We start from the raw sequence: 22,398 nt of genomic DNA, 5'->3' as shown, positions 1-22,398 counted from the left end.
AACGCTGAAGGCGAAGATCTCGAATCCTTAAGCCCTTGAACTTATGCAGTTATTCCTTAAGCATTCATCACTACTTAAACCCGCGGGACAAGCAAAGATGTTCCGCACCAATATAAACCGCGTGCGGGCGAAGAGCAGGCTAAGCGCCCTTGCTCCTAGAGCCTCATGCGAGAGGAAGTATGCTCTTTGGAAAATGCGTGGAGCAATAAGCGGGATACCCGCCGGAGAACGAAGTGATCGCCTTTGAACCCGGGAATCCACTTTATAAGGGTGGGATCAAGATTCCAGGGTTCAACAGCGACGGAGGCGGGTAGTCCCAGCGGTTGTGCAACCCTCCATTTTTCATCCAGCGAAGCGAGATTCAAGAGTGACTTACATTCCCAGGAGGCGACCCAAATGAAGGCAACAGTCTATGTAACCATCAAGCAAAACGTACTCGATCCGCAAGGCAGCGCTGTACAAGGCGCACTTCACTCGATGGGCTTTGACGAAGTCGGCAAAGTCCGTATCGGCAAATACTTGGAGCTCGATATGAACACGACCGACCGTGCAGCAGCCGAAGAGCGCTTGAAAGCTATGTGTGAGAAGCTGCTGGCGAACACGGTAATTGAAGACTACCGTTTTGAATTGGAGGGTTAAACGATGAAGTTTGCGGTAATCGTTTTTCCAGGCTCGAACTGTGATATTGACTGCTACAAAGCAGTTGAGGATACAATCGGCCAAGAGGTTGAATATGTGTGGCATACGGCTACGGATCTGTCCAAGTTTGATGCGATTCTGGTTCCGGGCGGCTTCTCCTATGGGGATTACCTGCGCTGCGGCGCTATCGCGCAGTTTGCATCGGTCATGGATGAGATCAAAAAAGCTGCTGAAGCAGGCAAATATATACTGGGTATCTGCAACGGGTTCCAAATTCTTACCGAGGCCGGCCTTCTGCCGGGCGCACTCATTCGCAACAACGGCATGAAATTCCGCTGTCACCAAACGCAGCTTGAGGTTGTGAATAACAGCAATGTGTTCACCAATCAATACGCGCCAGGCGAGCTGATTAACATTCCGATCGCACACGGCGAAGGAAACTACTTCTGCGACGACGCAACACTGGCGCAGCTGAAAGCGAACAACCAGATCGTATTCCGCTATGCAGGCGATACGAATCCGAACGGCTCGCTTGAAAATATCGCGGGTATCAGCAATGAACGCGGCAACGTAGTCGGCATGATGCCGCATCCGGAGCGCGCGGTCGATCAGCTGCTGGGCTCGGAAGACGGCAAACGGATGTTTACATCGATTTTGAATGCATGGAGGGAACAGCATGGCGCAGCAATTAACGGCTAAGGAACCGACAGCGGAACAAATCGCAGACCAGCGGATTTATACGCAATTCGGCGTAACCGATCATGAATATGGGTTGATTTGCGGTTTTCTGGGTCGCAAGCCGAACTACACCGAGATCGGTGTATTCAGCGTTATGTGGTCCGAGCATTGCTCCTATAAGAATTCCAAGAAAATTCTTAAGAAATTCCCGATCACCGGACCGAAGGTTCTGATGGGGCCAGGCGAAGGCGCGGGAATCGTAGATATCGGCGACAATCAAGCGGTTGTATTCAAAATCGAATCGCATAACCATCCATCCGCGGTTGAGCCTTACCAAGGCGCAGCAACAGGAGTCGGCGGAATTATCCGTGATATCTTCTCCATGGGTGCGCGTCCGGTAGCGCTGCTGAACAGCTTGCGTTTCGGTAAGCTTGAGAACCCGCGGGTTAAATATTTGTTCGAGAACGTTGTTTCCGGTATTGCTGGATATGGTAACTGTATCGGGATTCCAACGGTTGCGGGCGAAGTCATGTTTGACGAAAGCTACGAGGGTAACCCGCTCGTAAACGCAATGTGCGTCGGTCTGATCGATCATGATAAAATCCAGCGCGGTGTAGCAAAAGGCGTGGGTAACCCGGTATTCTACGTGGGTCCGGCAACTGGACGCGACGGAATCCACGGTGCAACCTTTGCATCCGTAGAGCTCTCCGAAGAATCCGAAGAGAAACGTACAGCTGTACAAGTAGGCGATCCGTTCATGGAGAAGCTGGTCATGGAAGCGACGCTCGAGCTTATTGATTCCGGCATCGTAGTCGGCATTCAAGATATGGGTGCAGCTGGACTTACCTGCTCCAGCGCAGAGATGGCATCCAAAGCAGGCAACGGACTTGAGCTGTACCTCGATGAAGTGCCGCAGCGTGAAGAAGGCATGACGCCTTACGAAATGATGCTTTCCGAATCGCAAGAGCGCATGCTGTTCGTGGTTGAACCTCGTCATGAAGCGCAGGCGCAGGAGATCTTTGACCGTTGGGGAATTATCTGCGTGAAAGTCGGTAAAGTAACAGATGACGGCCGTTTGCGTTTGTTCCACCAAGGGGAAGAAGTGGCGAATATGTCGGTTACAGCACTCGTTGACGAGTGCCCGATGTATGACAAGCCTTCGAAGGAGCCTGCGTATTATGCAGCTAATGCGGCGATCGATACAGCGGCTTACCCGGAAGTGACAGATTTGACGGATGCACTTAAGCAAGTTCTTGCTTCGCCGACTGTAGCGAGCAAAGAATGGGTATATAACCAATATGACCACATGGTTCGTACGAGCACGGCTGTTGCTCCAGGTTCCGACGCGGCTGTCGTTACGATCCGCGGCACGCGCAAAGCGCTCGCGATGACAACTGACTGTAACGGCCGTTATGTTTACCTCGATCCTGAGGTTGGCGGACGGATTGCCGTTGCGGAAGCAGCGCGTAACATCGTTTGCTCCGGTGCAGAACCGCTCGCAATTACGGATAACCTCAACTTCGGCAGCCCGGAGAAGCCTGAAGTATTCTGGCAAATCGAGAAAGCGGCTGACGGTATCTCCGATGCTTGCCGTGTACTGGATACACCGGTTATCGGCGGTAATGTAAGCTTGTATAACGAGAACGCGAAAGGCGCGATTTACCCGACTCCTGTCATCGGGATGGTTGGTCTCGTGCATGACCTGAACCATATTACGACACAGAGCTTCAAAGCCGAAGGCGATATCATCATTCTTGCCGGTGAAACGAAGAACGAGCTTGGCGGCAGTGAGCTGCAATACGTGCTGCAAGGCAAGTCCGAAGGCCGTCCACCGCAAATTGATCTGGCTACCGAGAAAACATTGCTAAGCACGGTGCTTGGCGCGATTCAGCAGGGTCTTGTCGCTTCTGCGCATGACTTGTCCGAAGGCGGCCTTGCGGTTGCTCTGGCGGAATCCAGCATCAGCGGCAAGCTTGGCGCTGATGTGAATGTAGTTACAGAACTGCGTGCAGATGCCGCGTTGTTCAGCGAAACACAATCCCGTATCCTGCTCTCAGCTAAGCCTGAGCAAGCGGCGAAATTGACAGCATACTTGACGGAGCAAGGCGTACCAAATGCACAAATCGGCGTTGTGCGCGGAAGCGGACTGACGATTAACATCAATGGCAAACCGGGCGTAGATTCGCCGGTTGAGCAACTGGAGAAGGTCTGGAAGGATGCGATTCCATGTCTGATGAAGTGAACCAGCAACCCAAGCTGTGGACAGGCAATCATTACAACGAAGGTATAGGCCGGGACGATATTTTTGATAAATTGCGTGAAGAGTGCGGTGTATTCGGGGTGTTCGGCGTCCGGGATGCAGCCACTCTCGGCTATTATGGTTTGCACACGCTGCAGCACCGGGGCGAGGAAAGCTCCGGAATATGCGCGGTGGATTCGGTTGAGGGCACGTTCAATTATCACCGCGGTATGGGACTTGTCAAAGAAGTATTCGATCAGAAAACGCTGGAATCCCTGCCGGGTGACCGCGTCATCGGACATGTCCGTTATTCAACGGCTGGAGAGAGCAAGCTTGCCAACGCGCAGCCGCTAATCTTCAAATACCGGGACGGGGATCTGGCGATTGCAACGAACGGCAACATTGTGAATGCACCTTCCATCCGTAGGGAGCTCGAGAGTCAAGGCTCGATCTTCCAAACGACAAGCGATACCGAGGTTATTGCCCATCTGATCGCTCGTTCGAGCAAGGATTTTGTCAATGCGGCGAAGGACGCTTTGCAGCGGATTATCGGCGGCTTTGCTTTCCTGATCATGACGAACGAGAAGCTGATTGTCGCTTCCGATGCCCATGGCCTGCGACCGCTTGTTATGGGTAGGCTTGACGGCGGTTATGTGTTTGCTTCCGAAACCTGCGCTCTGGAGACCGTTGGCGCGGAGTATGAACGTGATGTGCAGCCCGGAGAAATGCTTGTCCTGGACAGGGACGGCTTGAAGCTCGACCGCTTCGAGAAGCTGGAGCGCCGGGCAACCTGCGCGATGGAATATATCTATTTTGCCCGTCCGGACAGCGACATCAACGGCATTAACCTGCACTCCGCCCGCAAACGCATGGGCCAGACGCTGGCGCTTGAAGCTTTTGTCGATGCGGATGTGGTAACAGGTGTGCCGGATTCCAGTATTTCGGCGGCGATCGGATATGCCGAGCAAACGGGTATTCCTTACGAGCTTGGACTCATTAAGAATAAATATACAGGCCGCACGTTCATTCAGCCTTCCCAGGAGCTTCGTGAGAAGGGCGTGAAGATGAAGCTGTCGGCTGTTCGTAAAGTGGTGGAAGGCAAGCGTGTGGTCATGATCGACGATTCCATCGTTCGCGGCACAACAAGCCTGCGTATCGTTAACCTGCTCCGCGAGGCCGGAGCGACAGAGGTTCACGTGCGTATAACGTCACCGCCATTTATGAATCCTTGTTATTATGGGATTGATACGCCCGATCGCAAGGAGCTGATCGCTTCTCAGAAGACGGTGGAAGAAATTCGGCAGGCGATTAACGCGGACTCGATTTATTTTCTAAGTCATGACGGGTTTATCGATTCTGTTGGCGGGAATGACGGCGAATATAACCGCGGCATGTGCCTGGCTTGTTTCGATAATGATTACCCGACTCCGGTCGATCCAACGTCCGAGAAGAGCTGCAGCTGTTAACAAATATATGATGAGGTGACCCTAGTGGCAGAAGCTTATAAACAAGCCGGCGTTGATATCGCGGCAGGTAATGAAGCGGTTGAACGGATGAAGAAGCACGTGAAGAAAACGTTCCGCCCGGAAGTTCTGACAGAGCTTGGCGGATTCGGCGGACTGTTCGGTCTGAACAAAGACAAATACGAGGAGCCTGTGCTCGTTTCCGGTACAGACGGAGTAGGGACGAAGCTGAAAATCGCTTTTGCCATGGACAAGCATGATACGATCGGTATTGATGCTGTGGCAATGTGCGTGAACGATATTATCGTGCAAGGCGCCGAGCCGTTATTCTTCCTGGATTACCTGGCTTGCGGTAAAGTTGAGCCTGCGAAGATCGAAGCGATTGTCAAAGGGATTTCCGATGGCTGCATCCAGTCCGGCTGCGCGCTGATTGGCGGAGAAACAGCAGAAATGCCAGGCATGTACCAAGGCGATGAGTATGATATTGCCGGCTTCACGGTAGGTATCGTAGATAAGAAGAAAATCATCGACGGTTCCACCATTGCTCCTGGTGACGTTGTGCTTGGACTTGCTTCGAGCGGTATTCACAGCAACGGCTTCTCGCTCGTCCGCAGACTGCTGCTTGAGCAAGCAGGCTTCAGCCTTGACCAAGCGCTGCCTGAGCTGGATGGCAAGAAGCTTGGCGATGTTGTTATTGAACCGACTCGTATCTATGTGAAATCCGTGCTGGAGCTGATCAACCGTGTGACGGTAAAAGGGATGGCTCATATTACAGGCGGCGGCTTCATCGAGAATATTCCGCGGGTGCTGCCTGAAGGCGTGAACGTGAATGTTGAGTTTGGCTCATGGCCGATTCAGCCGATCTTTAAGCTGATGCAGGAGAAAGGCAATATCACGAACCGCGATATGTTCACCACGTTTAACATGGGCGTCGGCATGGTTGTTGTCGTTCCTGCGGATCAAGCGGAGCAAGCACTCTCCATCGCACGCGAGCTTGGAGAAGAGGCTTACCGGATCGGTACTGTAACGGAAGGCAGCCGCATCGTAACCTTTACGGGAGCGGACGTATAATGGCAGAATTGCGTATCGCCGTATTCGCATCAGGGCAGGGAACGAACTTCCAGGCGCTCGCGGATGCGGCAAACCAAGAACGGCTCGATGGCGCAAGCCTCGAGCTTCTTGTTTGTGACAAGCCGGAGGCTCCTGTAGTGGAGCGGGCACGGCGGGCGGGCATCGATACCTTCTTGTTCCGGCCCAAAGAATATCCTTCCCGCGAGGCCTATGAGCAGGAAATCATCGCCGAGCTTACGCGCCGCGGTGTGGAATTGATCGTACTGGCTGGATATATGCGGATTCTGACCTCTGTGCTGGTAAAGCCGTTCTACGGACGGATGATTAATGTGCATCCATCCTTGCTGCCGGCTTTCCCTGGTGTCAATGGTATCAGACAGGCCATTGAGTACGGTGTGAAGGTAACGGGTGTAACTGTTCATTATGTGGACGGGGGATTGGACAGCGGACCGATTATCGCGCAGCGTCCGGTCGAGGTGCTGGACGGCGACACGGAAGCGACGCTTGTGCCGCGCATTCACGCGGTAGAGCAAGAGCTGCTCCCTTGGGTCGTTCAGCGCATTGCTGCAGGCGCAGTTGAATTAGATGGACGGCATGTGAGGATGGGGTAATATCGGGAAGCTTGAGGAGGCCTTTAGTTGGCATCCTCGGGTAAACCGTGCAAAAACTTGGCTGATGCTTGCGAAATAGTTTTTTGCTCACAGAGCAGATAACTTTAAGCAGCATTCGCAAAAAACTTGGCTGATGCTTGCGAAATAGTTTTTTGCTCACAGAGCAGATAACTTTAAGCAGCATTCGCAAAAAACTTGGCTGATGCTTGCGAAATAGTTTTTTGCTCACAGAGTAGATAACTTTAAGCAGCATTCGCAAAAAACTTAGCTTATGCTTTCGACGTAGTTTTTTGCTTAATGGTACCTAGTCGGTACCCTTAGGCAAAGCCACGCAAAAAACGTAGCTGATGCTTACGAAGTAGTTTTTTGCTCACAGAGTAGATAACTCAAGTAGCATTCGCAAAAAACTTAGCTTATGCTTTCGACGTAGTTTTTTGCTTAATGGTACCTAGTCGGTACCCTTAGGCAAAGCCACGCAAAAAACTTTTAGGAGGTCTATTATCTTGGCTATTCGTAGAGCGTTGATTAGTGTGTCCGACAAGACGGGGATTGTAGAGTTTTCACGGGCACTTGCGGGACTTGGCGTGCAAATTATTTCGACTGGTGGAACGGCGAGCCTGCTTGAGAAAGAAGGCGTTCCGGTTGTTGGTATTTCGGATGTAACGGGCTTCCCGGAGATTCTCGATGGCCGCGTTAAGACGCTTCACCCTGCTGTACATAGCGGCTTGCTTGCCGTTCGTGATGACGAAGAGCATCAAAAAGCGATGAAAGACCTCGGCTTAGACTACATCGACCTCGTTGTCGTCAACCTGTATCCTTTTGCAGCGACGATTGCCAAACCGGATGTTTCCTACGAGGACGCCATTGAGAATATCGATATCGGCGGACCGACTATGCTTCGCTCAGCGGCGAAGAACCATGCTTTCGTGACGGTAGTCGTGGATTCGGCAGATTACCAAACCGTTCTTGATCAAGTGAAAGCAGAAGGCGATACGACGCTTGAGACCCGTAAAGTGCTTGCAGCCAAAGTATTCCGCCACACAGGCGCTTACGATGCATTGATCGGCGATTACCTCTCCAAGCTGCAGGGCAACCCGCTTCCGGAAAGCTACACGGTTACTTATGAGAAGGTGCAGGATCTTCGTTACGGAGAGAACCCGCATCAGAAGGCTGCTTTTTACCGCAAGCCGCTTGCAGCTGCCGGCAACATCACGACTGCAGAGCAGCTTCACGGCAAAGAGCTTTCCTACAACAACATCAATGACGCCAATGCAGCACTTGGGATCGTCAAGGAATTTAACGAGCCTGCTGTCGTAGCTGTTAAACATATGAATCCATGCGGCGTTGGTATCGGCAGCGATATCCATGAAGCTTATCAAAAAGCATACGCAGCTGATCCGACCTCCATCTTTGGCGGTATCGTTGCGGCGAACCGCACAATCGGTGTTGAAACGGCTAAGCTGCTCGGCGAGATTTTCCTTGAGATCATCATCGCGCCAGAATTCACTCCGGAGGCGCTTGAAGTGCTGACGAAGAAGAAGAATATCCGTCTTATGAAGCTCGGCGAGCTGAAAGCAGCAGGCGAGCGCAAGCCGGAATGGCTCGTAACGAGCGTCGACGGCGGTATGGTTGTACAAGAGAGCGATGTTCACAGCTTGACGGAAGACGACATCAAAGTCGTTACGAACCGTAAACCAACCGAAGAAGAACTGAAGCAGCTGCTGTTCGGCTGGAAAGTCGTTAAGCATGTAAAGTCGAACGCGATTCTGCTTGCTTCGGATAATATGACAGTCGGCGTTGGCGCCGGCCAAATGAACCGCGTAGGCGCAGCGCGCATTGCCATTGAGCAGGCGGGCGAGAAAGCAGCCGGCTCGGTACTTGCTTCCGATGCGTTTTTCCCAATGGGCGACACGCTTGAAATTGCAGCTAAAGCGGGCATTACAGCTGTTATCCAACCGGGCGGTTCGATCAAAGACGAAGAATCCATTGCAGTTGCGAATGCCAACAACATTGCTATGGTGCTGACTGGCGTACGTCATTTTAAACATTAAGGCCTACTTGGGGAGGGTTTCCTTTGCGGATAATGGTCATCGGCGGCGGCGGACGAGAGCATGCGATCGTCTGGGCGCTAAACAATAGCGAGAAGGTAAAGAAAATCTACTGTGCACCGGGCAATGCAGGTATTGCGGAGCTTGCTGAATGTGCCCCGATTCCGGTTAACCGGTTCGCGGATCTCATTCAATTTGCCATGGATCATTCCGTTGATTTAGTCGTAGTCGGGCCGGATGATCCGCTTGCGGAAGGCATCGTAGATGCGTTCGAGGAGCAGAACATCCCGGTCTACGGACCGCGCAAGAATGCAGCTGAGATTGAAGGCAGCAAGATCTTCATGAAGAATTTGCTCAAGAAATACAACATTCCTACGGCAAAATACGAGACATTCACCGATTACGAAACGGCGCTTACTTATCTGCGCCAGCAAGAAATCCCGATTGTCATAAAAGCGGACGGTCTTGCAGCCGGTAAAGGCGTTACCGTTGCTTATTCATTAGAAGAAGCGGAGCAGGCGCTGAGCGATATGATGGTTGGCAAAGTGTTCGGCGAATCCGGCGGACGCGTCGTTATCGAAGAATTCCTGGAAGGACAAGAGATGTCCATCCTTGCTTTCGTCGATGGGGAAACCGTTCGTGCAATGGTTCCCGCACAGGACCACAAGCCGATCTTCGATAACGATAAAGGCCCGAACACAGGCGGTATGGGCACGTACACACCACTGCCGCATATTGATCCAGCCCTTGTAGAGGATGCAATCGAGAACATCATTAAGCCGACAGCTAAAGCCATGGTGAGTGAAGGCCGTTCTTTCCGCGGCGTGCTGTTCGCTGGCTTGATGATGACGAAGAACGGCGTGAAAACGATCGAGTTCAATGCTCGGATGGGCGATCCAGAGACACAGGTTGTTCTTCCGCGATTGAAGACTGACCTCGTAGATATTATATTGGCGTCGATCAATGGACGATTGGATCAGCTTGAGCTGGAGTGGAGCGAAGAGGCTGCAGTATGCGTGATTGCTGCTTCCGAGGGCTATCCGGGCAGCTATCCGAAGGGCCGTGTCATTGAAGGCTTGGAAGCTGCTAAGGCACAAGGCGCGCTTGTGTTCCATGCCGGCACTGCCGAGAAAGACGGAGAATTCGTAACCAACGGCGGACGGGTGCTTGGTATCGTCGGCCGCGGCCGCGATATTGCTGAGGCACGCGCTCGTGCGTATGAAGCCGTATCCGTGATCAAGTTCGAAGGCATGCAGTACCGTACGGATATTGCGGCGAAGGCACTTAAGTAACACTGGTTTGTTCTTTCCCTCAGGCGGAGAGAAAGAAGAGAGCTGCTGATCTAACTATGGTTTGTACCGAAATGGGCTGTTCCAAAAGTCATGTTTATGACTTTTCGGAGCGGCCCATTTGCATGATCCGCCTTATTTGGTTAATCAAGAGCTTCATAGAAGGCGCCAATAGTGGCTCTGGGGCAATATCAAGCTGCCGAGCTGACAGCAGCAGCTTCTATACTGGATAATTGCAGCTATTTGGAGCCCATTTCTTTCGCAGCGCACCCTATACTGGAAATTTCCAGTTATTATTTCGTGATTTGGCTCAAAAGCACCCTATGAGGTCGATTTAACTGTACGGAATACAGTATAGGTGGCTAAGAAAGCGAAAAAAGCTTCACATACTGTACGAAATACAGTATAGCCTTTAGCTCAGTGAAGAGGTTTGGCTAGCAAGATGAAAGGTAGAAGGAGGTGCCGAAAGCCGAAAATTAGAATTGGAGCAGCAGAGTAAGTATTGAGAATGGAAATAGCAATAGAAGCAGTAGAGTAGAGGAATTTAGGCACAGGTACCGCGCTTGAGATTCAGCTGCCAGATGGTACTGGTCTTAGAAGCAGATGTAGTTATAGAAGCAGCTGGGCAGCTGGAGAGCAAGAGCATGACTTGGAACGTTGCGCCACGGTCATCTCCTTCTCCTTTCTCAAACTAACAGTGTTTTAATCATTCTACTCCGCCTGCCCGCCATCAAGCAAAATGTTTCAATCCCCCTCCCAAGGTGGTACAAGTACATACAACCCCGAAGGGAGAAGTGAATACGATGGAACATCCAATGGTCAAATGCAGCGTTGCAAATTGCCAGCATTGGGAGGATGGGAATGTATGCGTGGCGGATTCAATCATGATTGAAATCACCGCGCATGCTCACCAGAAAGTCGGAAATCACCGGGACGAGGCTTCCGATTCATCGGAAACCTGCTGCCAAACCTTTGAGGAACGACCCCATTAACTCCTTAATCACATGTACGTACCCCTCAAAAGCCCGCATGCCGGATCAAATCCGAGATGCGGGTTTTTTGATGGGAGAATGCCGGATGGTGTCTTTGCCCATAAATAGCCACTTCCGAAAAGGGAGAAATTCCTGCCCCTCCAGCTTCCAATTTTCTGTATAATGATGAAGGGAATGATTTGATTTTCATGGGAGAGGAATGAGTGTATGTTTAAAAGAGTAGCGGCCGACCTGCTGGGAATCAGCGATATTGGGGCAGTCATCAAGCCGGCAGATTACGACAAAGTGGACGCCGACGATTATGTGATGCATGAGGAGAACGAGAAAATATACTTTCTGATTAAGTCGAAGTCAGATGAATATTGCTTTACAAACCTTGCCCTGATCCACTTGGACGGTACGAGTGCCATCAGCAAGAAGCGCACGCTTCGCCGGTATCCTTATAGCACGAATAAATTTGCTAACGTCCTGCTGGAGACTGCCGGAACGGTCGATCTGGATGTGGAGATAAAGTTCACGCTGGGCTCGCAGCCGTTCTCGATCGATGTGAATAAGAAGCATATTGAAGAGCTGAAGGACCTGTACAAGGCGTTGATCAAAATCGAGGAAATTACCTATGAGAACGAAATCATTACCAGCTACGCGAACAAAAGCCTGGATATGACTTCAAGCACGCTGAGCCGGATCGCCAACATCCAAGGCAATCTTGTGGATCAGTTCAAAGAGATCAACCAGGCCGCCTTCATGTGGCTCGTTGAAACCCATAAAGATTATAAGGAAAAAGACTACGGCTATGTATTTGAGAAATTCATTAATCAATAAACTCGAACAAGGAGCAGACTCTAGGGACTGCTCCTTTGCTATGCACGGAGAAATTTAATAACCTTAATGACTTGTGGATAATATGTGTATAAGTTTGGGGATAAAATGTTATTTGGGCCAAATGAGCCGCTGACTGGAATTGTCCTGAAGATAAATTTCTTGGATGGTTCCCAAATCCTTTACATCCACATGGACGTTGAAGGAGCCATCCCTCTTGTTAAACGTAAGCAGGCTGCCGGTTAGTTGGATATACAGCTTACTACGGTCGTGCCGCAGCATATAGCCTTTGTAATCCAGCGCACTGTCCGCAAAATCGCCTGACAGCGACAGCATTCCATTCGAGAATGTGATTTCTTTTACAAAGATGTTATTTGTTTGCACAGTCGCAGTCAATATACCATTCACGATAAGTGCGCATCCAACAACGAGGATCAAGAGCAGCGGAATGATCCATTTTAGCTTCTTCTTCATCGGGGTCTCCTTAGTGTTTGGGCCAGCGTGTATCTCTCTAAATTCCATATAAATAAAGATAAATCCTGCACAGCTGGGAACAATTTCAAGTTTATTGCGTCTTGCCGAATGAACGCATCATTCAACCAATGAAGAACTTCCGTTCCAGGCTGCTGGAGATATTCCGCAATGGGCACAAGAGGCCGTTCTGAAATGCTGGCAGCTCGGAATAACAACGGGTACGAGAATGGAACGTTCCGTCCAGATAGTCAGGCACATCGCCGAAGCGGTAAAAATCATTACGTTCAGTACGTAAAATGAATACGACAATCTGAGTATCAAGACTTCTCCCGTTATATCACACAGTTATGTATCAAAAAGGGGATGAATTCACAAAAAAAAGACCCAAATGTGATTTGGGTTAACAAAGTGAAGTATGAGTTGTCCTGAATATAAAATATGTAATGATAAGTGAAAGAGTGTGGGGTTTTGTAGAATTGCTATAGGCAAAACAACTCTACCATTAACCCAATTTTCTGAAAATAGTTTTTAGTCTAGCTAATAGCAGGCTATTTGTCCATGCCTAAATTAAACAACTCGCGTACACTGAACCATCTTTACAGGGAGGTGTCGTTGTTGAGTTGTCTGGATAGAAAGAAACGGTGTAAAAAGAAAACCGTAATTGTTTGCCCAACAAAGGGCAAAAGAAAGAAACGCCGTCGTCGAGTTATTAAAAAAATATGTCGGGTAACATGTCCCCGGGGACTTCAAGGACCTCCAGGACGTCGAGGACGTCCAGGACCTCCAGGACCAGCAGGTCAGCGGTTACTTCAAGAACTTGGAGGAGCAATTGCGGAAGCTGGACCTCAAGGACTTGCGGGAGCGCTTGGCCCCCAAGGACTTGTAGGACTTATAGGAGCAATAGGCGCACTTGGTCCCGAAGGACTTGCGGGAGCACTTGGTCCCCAAGGACTTGCAGGGCTTGCAGGAGCAATAGGCGCAATAGGCCCTGAAGGACTTGCAGGAGCACTTGGCCCTCAAGGAGTTGCAGGACTTATAGGAGCAATAGGCGCACTTGGTCCCGAAGGAATTGCGGGAGCTCTGGGACCTCAAGGACTTGCAGGGCTTGCAGGAGCAATTGGCGCACTTGGCCCCGAAGGACTCGCAGGTGCACTTGGACCTCAAGGATTGGCAGGACTTGCAGGAGCAATAGGCGCAATAGGCCCCGAAGGACTCGTAGGTGCACTTGGACCCCAAGGATTGGCAGGACTTGCAGGAGCAATAGGCGCAGCTGGACCGGCAGGACCCGCAGGACCAGTAGGACCCGCAGGACCCGCAGGGGCAACAGGAGCAACAGGAGCAACAGGAGCAACAGGGGCAACAGGGGCAACAGGACCAGCAGGAGGGGTATTAGGCTTTGCTGATTTTTTTGCCTTGATGCCTCCTAATAATGCAGCAACAGTAGCTCCCGATACTGACGTAAGTTTTCCTCAAGATGGTCCTGTCAGTGGGACTGAAATCACCCGTATAAATGCGAGCTCATTTAACTTAGCTGAAATTGGCACGTATCAGGTTTTGTTTGAGGTGAGTGTAAACGAACCGGGTCAACTGATTTTAACACTCAATGGAGCTGACCTTGCTTATACGGTTTTCGGGCGTGCAACAGGTACTACTCAAATCGAAGGAATGGCTCTTGTACAAACTTCGGTCATTAATTCCGTACTCACGGTACGTAATCCTGCTGGCAATGCCGCAGCACTCACGATCACTCCTCTCGCTGGAGGAACTAGGCCGGTTTCCGCACACCTTGTTATTATGCAGATCGCATAGAAGGAAAGAAATGTATTATTAATCGATACATGACAATAACAACTTGAGACCGTTGAAGTAGGTAATAACGTATCCAGCGTTATTATTTACTTCTTTTTATTTGCTTGTGTATGTGATACATGCATGAACAGAATATAGTTTTCAAAGTATTTGAACGGTTATCTTTAGAAAAATAATTAAAAAACCTCGGTGCTGAATTGTATCTTCAAACTATCAACACACCTAGTAATCTAATAAACTTTTCTTATGAGAAGACGATACGAATGACGTGGCGATCAATGGGAACAAATCAAGGGTGCTGGGTTTCATTTAGATTCATTCTTTTGCGCGCCGTGGGGTTTAACCACAGCTTTGTTGTCCTTAGCGTCTTTGCCGCTCCAGCGGCGAAGGAAGCTGAACCAATGGGGCTGCCTGTTAAACCAAGATGTTACTTCTTTGTAACAACTTCCGGCCCTGTTTCCTATACGATAGACGTATAGCATGGGCGAGGAGATAGAGGTATGATACAGAGAAGCATTAGACATAAGCGGCGCCGGTTCCCTGTTGTCTTTTTAATAGTTGGTTTCAGTTTAATAGCAGTCCTTGTGGTCTTAAGCACCCAGTCCAAGTGGGAGCTCGGGTCTGATCCGGGGAGACCTGGTCACGCTCAAGCTGTTGGAAGCGGCGGCGTTAATCCCTCTCCCCAGATTACGGATGCTAACCTGGCGGGAGGGGAGGCCGGCGGGAGTGGAGCGGTCCAGACCGCGGATGGCAAGAACGATTCGACTGGCCCGAAGCCGCAATTACCGTCCCAGACCAACGTTCCGCCTAAGTCTTGGATTCCGTCGGTTAGCCTGGACAGGCCGACAGCTGCGATTGTGCAGTACCAGGCGAAGCCCGGCACGAAGCTTGTGGCGATCACTTTCGACGATGGGCCGGATAATCGATATACACCGGCAATATTGGACATTTTAAAAGCATACAAGGTCAAGGCGACCTTCTTCACTGTCGGAACACAGATTAAGAAATACCCTGCTGTCATGAAGCGAATCGCCGCAGAAGGACACAGCATCGGCAATCATACGTATAATCATTCGGATTTGACGAAGAAAGATATGAATGGAATCAAGAATCAGATCAAATGGACCGACACCCTGATTCAGCGGTCGAACGGATTCGTGCCGCGTCTGGTGCGTGCTCCTTATGGCGCGGTATCTCCAATGCTCAAAGCTATCATCAAGTATAACAATCGGGAGCTCGTCGGCTGGACGGTGGATACGGATGACTGGGCAGGCAAATCGGTAGCCGCGATGCGGGCGAACGTCAACAAGAACACACATCCAGGCGGAATCATACTTATGCATTCATTCGGAAGCAAACATATCGCGAGTACAGTTAATCTCTTGCCGCTTGTTATTCAAGATCTGCGCAAAAAGGGTTACACGTTCGTGACGGTGGATGAGCTGCTGGCTGCGAAGAATCATGGCGGCAAATTGACGGCGAAAACGGCAACGGCAACGGCTTAGAAACGGGCATCATTTAAGCGATTATAGGTTCAAGGCGTATTGTCAGCGGGGGCTGCTGTACGGATGGGGAAAGGAGGGCGCGAAGAGATAGATGATGCGACTACATTGGGCGCGGCAGCTGGGGATTATGAGCTTATGCATCCTTGGCCTGCTGGGCATGACCGGCTGTCAGTATACAGCCACACCGGCCGATTTGCTGCTTAATCCGCAGTCTACGCCGGAGAATGCGGTGCTTGCTTCCGCTGTGCGGGACGCATTGCCATCGAGAGCGAAGCTCTCCCTCCCTGTTCAGGAGAAATCGAACTCCGCGGTGATGAAAGCGGATATTAACGGTGACGGGGAGCTCGAAGCTCTGGTTACTTTTATCAACAATAATAGCGCTCAACAGGTCATGGTCCTCCAAAGCAATAAGAAGGGCGGCTGGAAGTATTGGTTTACTTTCGAGGAATCCTCGAATTATGGCATCGATGTCCTGCGGATCGCCGATCTGGATCATGACGGCAAGCCGGAGGTGCTCATCGGTTGGAACCAGTATGGCGAGCCCGAGCATTTGCTGAATATCTATCATGTCCCGCCGGCTTACAAGGGCGATGTTCCGCTGAAGCCGCTGAAGGAGCTGTCTTATGATACGATGTCGCAAGGCGATGTGGACGGGGACGGAAAGTCCGAGCTTGTGCTGATCCGATTGAATAGCGAGAAAATGACCGCTTCGATTCATGTATTCCGATTCCTGGGCGGGGCTGTGCTTGCAGCTGCTTCCACCTCGATGGATGGTTCCGTGAACGGTTATTACAATATATCAATTGGCAAAATCGCGCCAAAACGATTCGGCATCATTACGGATGCCATCGTAGGTGCGCACTCGTCGAACACGACGATGCTCCTGTGGGATAAAGGGAAGCTGCTGAAAATCTATCCTTCCTCCCAGCGGGGCGCCCAGGATGAAGACAGCACGATGGATGCGCTGATTGCCGGAGACGGCAATGGGGATGGTATACTGGATATCCATGTGCTTCGCGAAGCCCCCGGTCAAGACGAGGGTGTGCCGTACAGTGATCTGGTATGGATCGAGCAGTATAAGCAGTGGGACGGGGCAGGGCGTTTTGACGTCGTCGGTGAGCGTTACGCCGATTATGAGCAGAACTTTGCGCTGCGCATTCCTGCAGGATGGCAGGATTACACAGTCCGCCACCCCAAAGAGGGCAGCAAATCAGACATCGCAGTTGATTATTATGATTCAAAGTCGGGTAAACGCATAGAGGTTATGGTCATACGCATCGTTCCGCTCAATGACTGGGATGCCATAGAGCATCAGCTGCAGGAGAATGCCAGTGAATTTATGCTCTTGGAGCGGGCAGCCGGTATGGTCTATTATGCCGTATGGGATAAGCTAGACGATACGCAGCAGGTGAATCCGCTGCCGCCGAGCGAAACGACGCTGAAAAATATGTTCATGCTGCTTCCCGAGCAGTAGAGGGTTTGCAGTGGAGGATGGCGGTAAACGAAGCTTATGCTTATAGGGGGAGTTTCGGCCTGAGCTGATGCAATGTCCGCGAAGTATCGCAAAATATTCGGCTTTTGTTTTAGAAGCGGGTTTTGTGCAAGCTAAGCGTATCCCAATGAAGGATTACAAACAAACGAAGCTTATGCTTTTGAAATGAGCATTTTGCTTGCACGGATGCATAATTACGATCTATCGCAAAAACTCAGCTTATGTTTCCGATGCAAGTTTTTGTTTACTGAGGAGCATATCAGGAAGTATCGCAAAAACTCAGCTTATGCTTCCGATGCAAGTTTTTGTTTACTGAGGAGCATATCAGGAAGTATCGCAAAAACTCTTAGGAGGAATCTAATGCGCATTTTGCTGCTGGAGGATGAGGAAGCTATTCGTGGCTTCGTACGTATAAATTTGAAGCGAAACGGTATGGAAGTGACCGAAGCTGAAGACGGGGAAACCGCGCTGGCGTTAGCCGAGGCGGCTTCGCCGCCTTTTGACGTTGCGCTGCTTGATGTTATGCTGCCGACCATCAGCGGCTTTGAGGTCTGCGAGCAGCTGCGGGCACGGTTTCCCCGCATGGGCATCATCATGCTGACGGCAAAGTCGCAGGAAGAGGATAAGATTCGCGGCCTTGAGCTTGGTGCCGACGACTATGTCCAGAAGCCGTTCAGTCCCGGCGAGCTCATCGCGAGGCTGAATTCGCTGAACCGGCGGATGATGCCGGGCGGGTTGTCATGGCCTGAAGCAGGTGCGCAGGGAGCTGCTGGAGCGGCTGTTGCACCATCGGGAGCGAGTCATTCAGGCCCTAATCATGATATCCTGCATCCGCCAGGCGACCAGTCAAATGCATCGGGCGCAGCCACGCCCCATATTCGGAATGACCAACAACACCATGACGCGGCGGCTAACCAGCCTGCCGGAAGTACGAACGAGATGACAAGCCGCAGCATGAATGCGGCTGACAATGAAACTGCGGTCTCTTCCGCAAATACGGCTGCAGGGAACACGCCTCATGCCTCACAACCATTGCCCCCTGCAGCATCGAATGCCTACCAGCCAAGAGCGCTCCCGAGAGAGCTTCGCTCCGGGCCTTTTCGTTTATCGGCGGCGGAGCGGAAGCTGTGGAAACAGGGAACGGAGATCGTACTGACGCCGACGGAGTGGACGCTTGTGGAGCTGCTGATGGAGCGGGCAGGCGAAGGGCTCAGCCGCGATGCGATTTTGGATGCGGTGTGGGGGCGGCATTTCATCGGGGATTTGAAGATCGTCGATGTCAATATCCGCCGAATCCGTCAGAAGCTTGAGGATGAGCCCTCTGATCCGCAGTTTATCGAGACGTTATGGGGCTTTGGCTACCGGTGGAAACGGAGCGACCGTTAATGAGCAGTCTTCGCACTCGAATCGTATGGACGTACGGCGTGCTTATCCTGCTTGTCGTCGTGATGCTCGGTACGATTTTCGGAGCGTTGGTATGGAATTACTATTACAGCAGCGCGCTGGGCTCGGTGCTTCAGCGGGCAGAGACGGAAGCCGCCCTGCATAACCGCAATATCGCTTACCAGCCGATGAAGGAAAAGGCACGCTACATGCTGCAAAATATGACGATAGGCACTTCCAAGCTGCAGCTTCTGGATAACAGAGGCGTTATCGTCGTCGACAGCGACGGTCTGCCTGGAGACGGCTCCGAGCTAGCAACGCCGGATGTGCTTAGAGGGATTGACGGCGAGAAGGGGGTTTGGCGCGGCATCGACCCGCTTACGAAGGAGCGGATCGCAGCCGTCACGCTGCCTATTAAGCAGGATCAGCGCGTCGTCGCCATGTTCCGCTATACCGCTTCGCTCAAGCAGGTGGACGATATCATCCGCAATATGCTGTGGATCACGCTGCTCGTTGGATCGGCTGTCATCCTGCTCTTCTTCACGATGAGCGTCATCCTGGCGAACCGGATCGTAAGACCGATCCGGAACCTGACACGGGTCGCCGAGCAAATTGCGGAGGGAGATTGGTCCAAGCGTACAGCGCTCGCTTATCATGACCGGGATGAGATCGGACGGCTGGCGGAGACGCTCAACACGATGGCCTCGGAGCTGACAAGACGGGAGAAGCTGAAGGAGGATTTCATCTCCTCCATCTCGCATGAGCTGCGAACGCCGCTGACTTCGATCAAAGGCTGGAGCGAGACGCTCGCTTCCGGTGATCCGGCGGATGTGGAAGAGATGCAGATGGGCCTTGCGATCATCGACCGCGAGACGGTCCGCCTCTCCGGGCTTGTTGAGGATCTGCTGGATTTCTCGAAGCTGTATGCCAAGAGCATCGTGCTTCATCCGGAGACGCTTGATCTCCTTAAGCCGATGCGGGAGACGATTAAGCAATTCGAGGCGCGTGCCCAGAAGGAATCTATTACGATAACGGGCAACTACTCCATTGCGACGCTGCCTGTCGAAGCGGACGCCAACCGGATGAAGCAGGTGTTCATCAACGTGCTCGATAATGCGTTGAAATTCACGCCAAGAGAGGGCTCCATTACGGTTACAGCGGATCTGGACATGGATTGGGTGCGAATTGCCGTTACAGATACGGGCAGCGGGATCTCTCTAGAGGATCTGCCTCATGTGACGGATAAATTCTATAAAGGAAGCAGTCAGCGCTCAGGAAGCGGGCTTGGCCTGGCCATCTGCAAAGAGATTGTCGAGCTTCATGGCGGAGTTTTCCGGATCATGAGCACGCTCGGTGAGGGCACGACAGTTACGATACGCATTCCATTGCGCAAAATACCGCAAGAAGAACAGCCGATCGAATGATCGGCTGTTCCGGCTTTCGCTTTCTGTTAAGCGCGCTGTTCCCAGCGCGCGGTGTGGCGGTGCGAGGCGGCTGCCGTCTTCGGCTGCTCCGTTAGCAGCAATCGCCGCTGATGCAGAGCCGGTATTCAAGCCGGTGACCGGCGGTCAACCGCCTGCATTTTCTACTCTTTATAAAACAGTGATTTATGCTTGACGCTGACATACGCAATCGCGGCGGCTGCAAGAACGATAACCGAAGCAGATAACCAGTGATCGGCTAACCAGTCGAGAAATGCGGACATTCCGTCCACCTCCTGGCATAACTGAGGCAAGCCTGAACCTGCCGCTGGGGCTTGCCTCATTTTTCACTAGTATGTGATTTTTGCCATGAACTATACCTGAAGCCGGGATTACGTATCGCTGGTCTCATCCTTAGCAGAACATTATTAGCAGATCTTGTCCTTCTGCCAGCGGATGCTTTCGTCAAAGGTACTCAACGATAAAGCCTGTTTGCTCCAGTAATACTTAAGGTCCTCGCTCTGCCAGCCCTTATATAATTCCTCCCAAGTGAATGGACCGTGCGGCAGCAGGGAGGCGCCTTCAATAACCTCGTTAACAGGCTGATAGCGGTAGTCGCAGGATAAGCGAATCTGCCCGGGGCGCCGGTTAGGCAGCGATTTGTGAACCGTATGGCTGTGAAAGGTCACGATATCGCCGGATTCGTAATCAATCGTCAGCCACTCATAATCAAGCCCGCATAGAATGCTTTCCAGCCCGCCCGCTCCCGGCGCTGCCGTAACGCCGAGCAATCCGGCCTGGTGACTGCCTTTCAAGATGGCGAGTCCGCCAAGCGCAAGCGGCACATCGCCAAGCGGAGTCCAGCAGGTCCAGGTGCTGGAGGCTCCCTGGATATGAAGAAAATCCTGATGCGACGGCGTGATCTTGGCGCTGGCATGCGGAAGCATAATCCGCCCGATATGGCGAGGGTGAACGAAGGGGGCTGTTCCTCCGAACAGCGACTCATACATCGATAAAAGCGCTGGTGAATGAGCCAGTGCATGAAAGGATTCCAGCTTCTGAATATCCAGATACATCGCCTCGGTCACTCCGACGCCGTTCCATTGCAGCTCGCTCTCGGAGTAGCGGTTAACAGCTGTCAAATCTGCAATGCCCGCTTGAAGCGGGTGCCGGCTGCTCATTACGCCATATCGGTCCAGAATCTCCAGGATATCCAGGCGCAAAGCCAGCACATGCTCACGATCCAGCAATCCGCGGAAGAATAACAGCCCATCCTTCTCAGCCCTTGCACGGAGCTGATCCGGCTTGCTCAGAAGAGAGGTTGAATCCTCAAAGGCACCGCTGACCGGCTGCTTGTCATTGTCCTGTTCTTGCTTTAGAGTCATAAGTAACATCCCCTTATGGATAGATATGAAACTGAGGCTGTATATGGCTGTAGCATAGCACGCGGGAAGTCAATCGTATTTGCACCCCGCCTGTAAGGATTGTCATTTACCGGAATGAGATTTGGACAGTGACTCTATGACTTCTCATACAGAAAAAAGGAGGAGCCTCGCGCATGTGGAAGGCGGCAGCGGTTAACGATGATTTTCAACCGATTGTGCATTATGCCAACCGGCTGGAATGCAAGCCTGGAGAGAGATTCGGTCCCCGCATAATCAGCGATTACCAGTGGCTGTTCGTGCAGCGGGGCAGCGGTCATGTCCGGATTGGCGGCCATCGTTACCGGGCGCAAGCAGGCCTTTTATTATGCTATGGGCCCGGGGTACCGCATGAAATCGAAGCCGATCCGAAGGATCCTTTCGTGCTGTTCGGACTGCATTTTACACCACACGGTTCCTTGAGCAGCAGGCCGTACGACCTGCGGGGAACCATCGTGGATGTCGCCGAGGAGAAGCTGGCAGGCTTCGAGCTGGATGACCGTGACGGCATGCTGCCATCCGGTACCAATTGCGGCATGTGGCCGCTGACTTTCTTTGAGGAGCTGGTGGAGGAATATAATCGGGGGAGCCAGATGTCGCCTTTGCTGCTTAGGGGGATATTCACCCAGCTCGCAGCAAGGCTGCTGCGCTGGATTCGGAATAACGAATACGCCGTATCGCCGCTTGACCGGCAGGTGGCGCAGGTGAAGGAACGCCTGATCCAGCAGGCGGAGCAGGCTTACGATCCGGTATGGCTCAGTCTAACGACTGCATACAGCGTGGATTATACGGCGAGACTGTTCAAAGAACGCGTCGGCATGGCGCCCCATAAGTACCATATGGAGATGAAGCTTGCGGCGGCGAAAAGGCTGCTGGAACAGACAGACCTGAGCTCGACCCAGATTGCGGAGCGGCTGTCGCTGGGCAGCGTGCATTATTTTTGCAAATGGTTCAAGCGGTTCACAGGTGAACAGCCGTTGCGGTACCGGGAACGGACAAGGATTTTATAAGTACCGTATCCGGCGGCGCGCCTAGTGGATTCTG

The 22,398-nt window shown here is 51.8% G+C and carries 18 protein-coding genes and 1 pseudogene; 17 read left to right on the top strand and 2 right to left on the bottom strand.

Annotated elements, in window-relative coordinates; all coding sequences use genetic code 11:
* Window positions 1–396 precede the first annotated feature (396 nt).
* From purS to ACFPYJ_RS20365, 10 genes are all read left to right on the top strand, one after another.
* Complete coding sequence (gene purS / locus ACFPYJ_RS20410; protein ID WP_379190056.1) at window positions 397–639, top strand: phosphoribosylformylglycinamidine synthase subunit PurS; 243 nt, start codon at window positions 397–399, stop codon at window positions 637–639.
* A gap of 3 nt (window positions 640–642) precedes the next feature.
* Window positions 643–1,338: a phosphoribosylformylglycinamidine synthase subunit PurQ gene (gene purQ / locus ACFPYJ_RS20405; protein ID WP_379190054.1), complete on the top strand. Its 696-nt coding sequence runs from the start codon at window positions 643–645 to the stop codon at window positions 1,336–1,338.
* Window positions 1,316–3,559, top strand: coding sequence for a phosphoribosylformylglycinamidine synthase subunit PurL (gene purL / locus ACFPYJ_RS20400; RefSeq protein WP_379190053.1), 2,244 nt, complete (start codon window positions 1,316–1,318; stop codon window positions 3,557–3,559). Before purQ ends, purL begins: the two co-directional genes overlap by 23 nt.
* Complete coding sequence (gene purF / locus ACFPYJ_RS20395) at window positions 3,544–5,022, top strand: amidophosphoribosyltransferase (protein ID WP_379190052.1); 1,479 nt, start codon at window positions 3,544–3,546, stop codon at window positions 5,020–5,022. The genes purL and purF overlap by 16 nt, the downstream gene beginning before the upstream one ends.
* A gap of 24 nt (window positions 5,023–5,046) precedes the next feature.
* Window positions 5,047–6,090, top strand: coding sequence for a phosphoribosylformylglycinamidine cyclo-ligase (gene purM, locus ACFPYJ_RS20390; protein WP_379190051.1), 1,044 nt, complete (start codon window positions 5,047–5,049; stop codon window positions 6,088–6,090).
* On the top strand, window positions 6,090–6,701 hold the full coding sequence (gene purN, locus ACFPYJ_RS20385; protein WP_379190050.1) for a phosphoribosylglycinamide formyltransferase: 612 nt from the start codon (window positions 6,090–6,092) through the stop codon (window positions 6,699–6,701). Before purM ends, purN begins: the two co-directional genes overlap by 1 nt.
* 503 nt (window positions 6,702–7,204) lie before the next feature.
* Window positions 7,205–8,752 (top strand): bifunctional phosphoribosylaminoimidazolecarboxamide formyltransferase/IMP cyclohydrolase, encoded by a 1,548-nt coding sequence (purH, locus tag ACFPYJ_RS20380; protein ID WP_379190049.1) that lies wholly within the window; start codon window positions 7,205–7,207, stop codon window positions 8,750–8,752.
* Window positions 8,753–8,775: 23 nt separating this feature from the next.
* Entirely contained in the window at window positions 8,776–10,041 is a 1,266-nt protein-coding gene (purD, locus tag ACFPYJ_RS20375) for a phosphoribosylamine--glycine ligase (protein ID WP_379190048.1), read from the top strand.
* 800 nt (window positions 10,042–10,841) lie between these two features.
* Entirely contained in the window at window positions 10,842–11,030 is a 189-nt protein-coding gene (locus ACFPYJ_RS20370; RefSeq protein WP_379190047.1) for a DUF1540 domain-containing protein, read from the top strand.
* A 207-nt stretch (window positions 11,031–11,237) separates the two neighbouring features.
* On the top strand, window positions 11,238–11,852 hold the full coding sequence (locus ACFPYJ_RS20365; RefSeq protein ID WP_379190046.1) for a PH domain-containing protein: 615 nt from the start codon (window positions 11,238–11,240) through the stop codon (window positions 11,850–11,852).
* Between the two features lie 108 nt (window positions 11,853–11,960).
* Here ACFPYJ_RS20365 and ACFPYJ_RS20360 read toward each other — a convergent pair whose 3' ends face one another.
* Window positions 11,961–12,323, bottom strand: a complete 363-nt coding sequence (locus tag ACFPYJ_RS20360) for a hypothetical protein (protein ID WP_379190045.1) — start codon at window positions 12,321–12,323, stop codon at window positions 11,961–11,963.
* A gap of 612 nt (window positions 12,324–12,935) precedes the next feature.
* On the opposite strand from ACFPYJ_RS20360, the gene ACFPYJ_RS20355 reads away from it, so the two are divergent.
* The 6 genes and pseudogenes from ACFPYJ_RS20355 to ACFPYJ_RS20330 all read left to right on the top strand — a co-directional run bounded on the left by ACFPYJ_RS20355 (window position 12,936) and on the right by ACFPYJ_RS20330 (window position 19,936).
* Window positions 12,936–14,132, top strand: coding sequence for a collagen-like protein (locus tag ACFPYJ_RS20355; protein ID WP_465263366.1), 1,197 nt, complete (start codon window positions 12,936–12,938; stop codon window positions 14,130–14,132).
* 500 nt (window positions 14,133–14,632) lie between these two features.
* The gene (locus tag ACFPYJ_RS20350) at window positions 14,633–15,637 is read left to right on the top strand and encodes a polysaccharide deacetylase family protein (RefSeq protein WP_379190043.1); all 1,005 of its coding nucleotides are present in this window, start codon (window positions 14,633–14,635) and stop codon (window positions 15,635–15,637) included.
* A 91-nt stretch (window positions 15,638–15,728) separates the two neighbouring features.
* Window positions 15,729–17,111 carry an FG-GAP repeat domain-containing protein gene (locus tag ACFPYJ_RS20345; protein ID WP_379190042.1) on the top strand — a complete coding sequence of 461 codons (1,383 nt, stop codon included), beginning with the start codon at window positions 15,729–15,731 and terminating at the stop codon, window positions 17,109–17,111.
* A gap of 378 nt (window positions 17,112–17,489) precedes the next feature.
* Window positions 17,490–17,858, top strand: a pseudogene (locus tag ACFPYJ_RS20340) (response regulator transcription factor); the annotation flags it as partial.
* On the top strand, window positions 17,850–18,515 hold the full coding sequence (locus tag ACFPYJ_RS20335) for a winged helix-turn-helix domain-containing protein (protein ID WP_379190097.1): 666 nt from the start codon (window positions 17,850–17,852) through the stop codon (window positions 18,513–18,515). The pseudogene ACFPYJ_RS20340 and the gene ACFPYJ_RS20335, both read left to right, overlap by 9 nt.
* Window positions 18,515–19,936: a sensor histidine kinase gene (locus ACFPYJ_RS20330; protein WP_379190041.1), complete on the top strand. Its 1,422-nt coding sequence runs from the start codon at window positions 18,515–18,517 to the stop codon at window positions 19,934–19,936. The genes ACFPYJ_RS20335 and ACFPYJ_RS20330 overlap by 1 nt, the downstream gene beginning before the upstream one ends.
* A 425-nt stretch (window positions 19,937–20,361) precedes the next feature.
* On the opposite strand, the gene ACFPYJ_RS20325 is transcribed toward ACFPYJ_RS20330, so the two are convergent.
* Entirely contained in the window at window positions 20,362–21,318 is a 957-nt protein-coding gene (locus ACFPYJ_RS20325; RefSeq protein ID WP_379190040.1) for a phytanoyl-CoA dioxygenase family protein, read from the bottom strand.
* A 173-nt stretch (window positions 21,319–21,491) separates the two neighbouring features.
* On the opposite strand from ACFPYJ_RS20325, the gene ACFPYJ_RS20320 reads away from it, so the two are divergent.
* Window positions 21,492–22,364: an AraC family transcriptional regulator gene (locus tag ACFPYJ_RS20320; RefSeq protein ID WP_379190039.1), complete on the top strand. Its 873-nt coding sequence runs from the start codon at window positions 21,492–21,494 to the stop codon at window positions 22,362–22,364.
* Window positions 22,365–22,398: the final 34 nt, after the last annotated feature.

It is taken from the genome of Paenibacillus solisilvae, from assembly GCF_042656405.1.
GTDB classification, from domain to species: Bacteria; Bacillota; Bacilli; order Paenibacillales; family Paenibacillaceae; genus Paenibacillus_Z; species Paenibacillus_Z solisilvae.
Note: the sequence above shows the minus strand (reverse complement) of the source record. Positions and strands in the feature narration are given on the sequence as shown.

Coding starts and splice junctions, on each gene's coding strand:
- ACFPYJ_RS20330 (WP_379190041.1), top strand. CDS start 18,515: ATGAGCAGTCTTCGCACTCGAATCGTATGGACGTACGGCGTGCTTATC.
- ACFPYJ_RS20325 (WP_379190040.1), bottom strand. CDS start 21,318: ATGACTCTAAAGCAAGAACAGGACAATGACAAGCAGCCGGTCAGCGGT.
- ACFPYJ_RS20370 (WP_379190047.1), top strand. CDS start 10,842: ATGGAACATCCAATGGTCAAATGCAGCGTTGCAAATTGCCAGCATTGG.
- purF (WP_379190052.1), top strand. CDS start 3,544: ATGTCTGATGAAGTGAACCAGCAACCCAAGCTGTGGACAGGCAATCAT.
- purS (WP_379190056.1), top strand. CDS start 397: ATGAAGGCAACAGTCTATGTAACCATCAAGCAAAACGTACTCGATCCG.
- ACFPYJ_RS20365 (WP_379190046.1), top strand. CDS start 11,238: ATGTTTAAAAGAGTAGCGGCCGACCTGCTGGGAATCAGCGATATTGGG.
- purN (WP_379190050.1), top strand. CDS start 6,090: ATGGCAGAATTGCGTATCGCCGTATTCGCATCAGGGCAGGGAACGAAC.
- ACFPYJ_RS20360 (WP_379190045.1), bottom strand. CDS start 12,323: ATGAAGAAGAAGCTAAAATGGATCATTCCGCTGCTCTTGATCCTCGTT.
- ACFPYJ_RS20345 (WP_379190042.1), top strand. CDS start 15,729: ATGATGCGACTACATTGGGCGCGGCAGCTGGGGATTATGAGCTTATGC.
- ACFPYJ_RS20350 (WP_379190043.1), top strand. CDS start 14,633: ATGATACAGAGAAGCATTAGACATAAGCGGCGCCGGTTCCCTGTTGTC.
- purL (WP_379190053.1), top strand. CDS start 1,316: ATGGCGCAGCAATTAACGGCTAAGGAACCGACAGCGGAACAAATCGCA.
- purQ (WP_379190054.1), top strand. CDS start 643: ATGAAGTTTGCGGTAATCGTTTTTCCAGGCTCGAACTGTGATATTGAC.
- ACFPYJ_RS20320 (WP_379190039.1), top strand. CDS start 21,492: ATGTGGAAGGCGGCAGCGGTTAACGATGATTTTCAACCGATTGTGCAT.
- ACFPYJ_RS20335 (WP_379190097.1), top strand. CDS start 17,850: ATGATGCCGGGCGGGTTGTCATGGCCTGAAGCAGGTGCGCAGGGAGCT.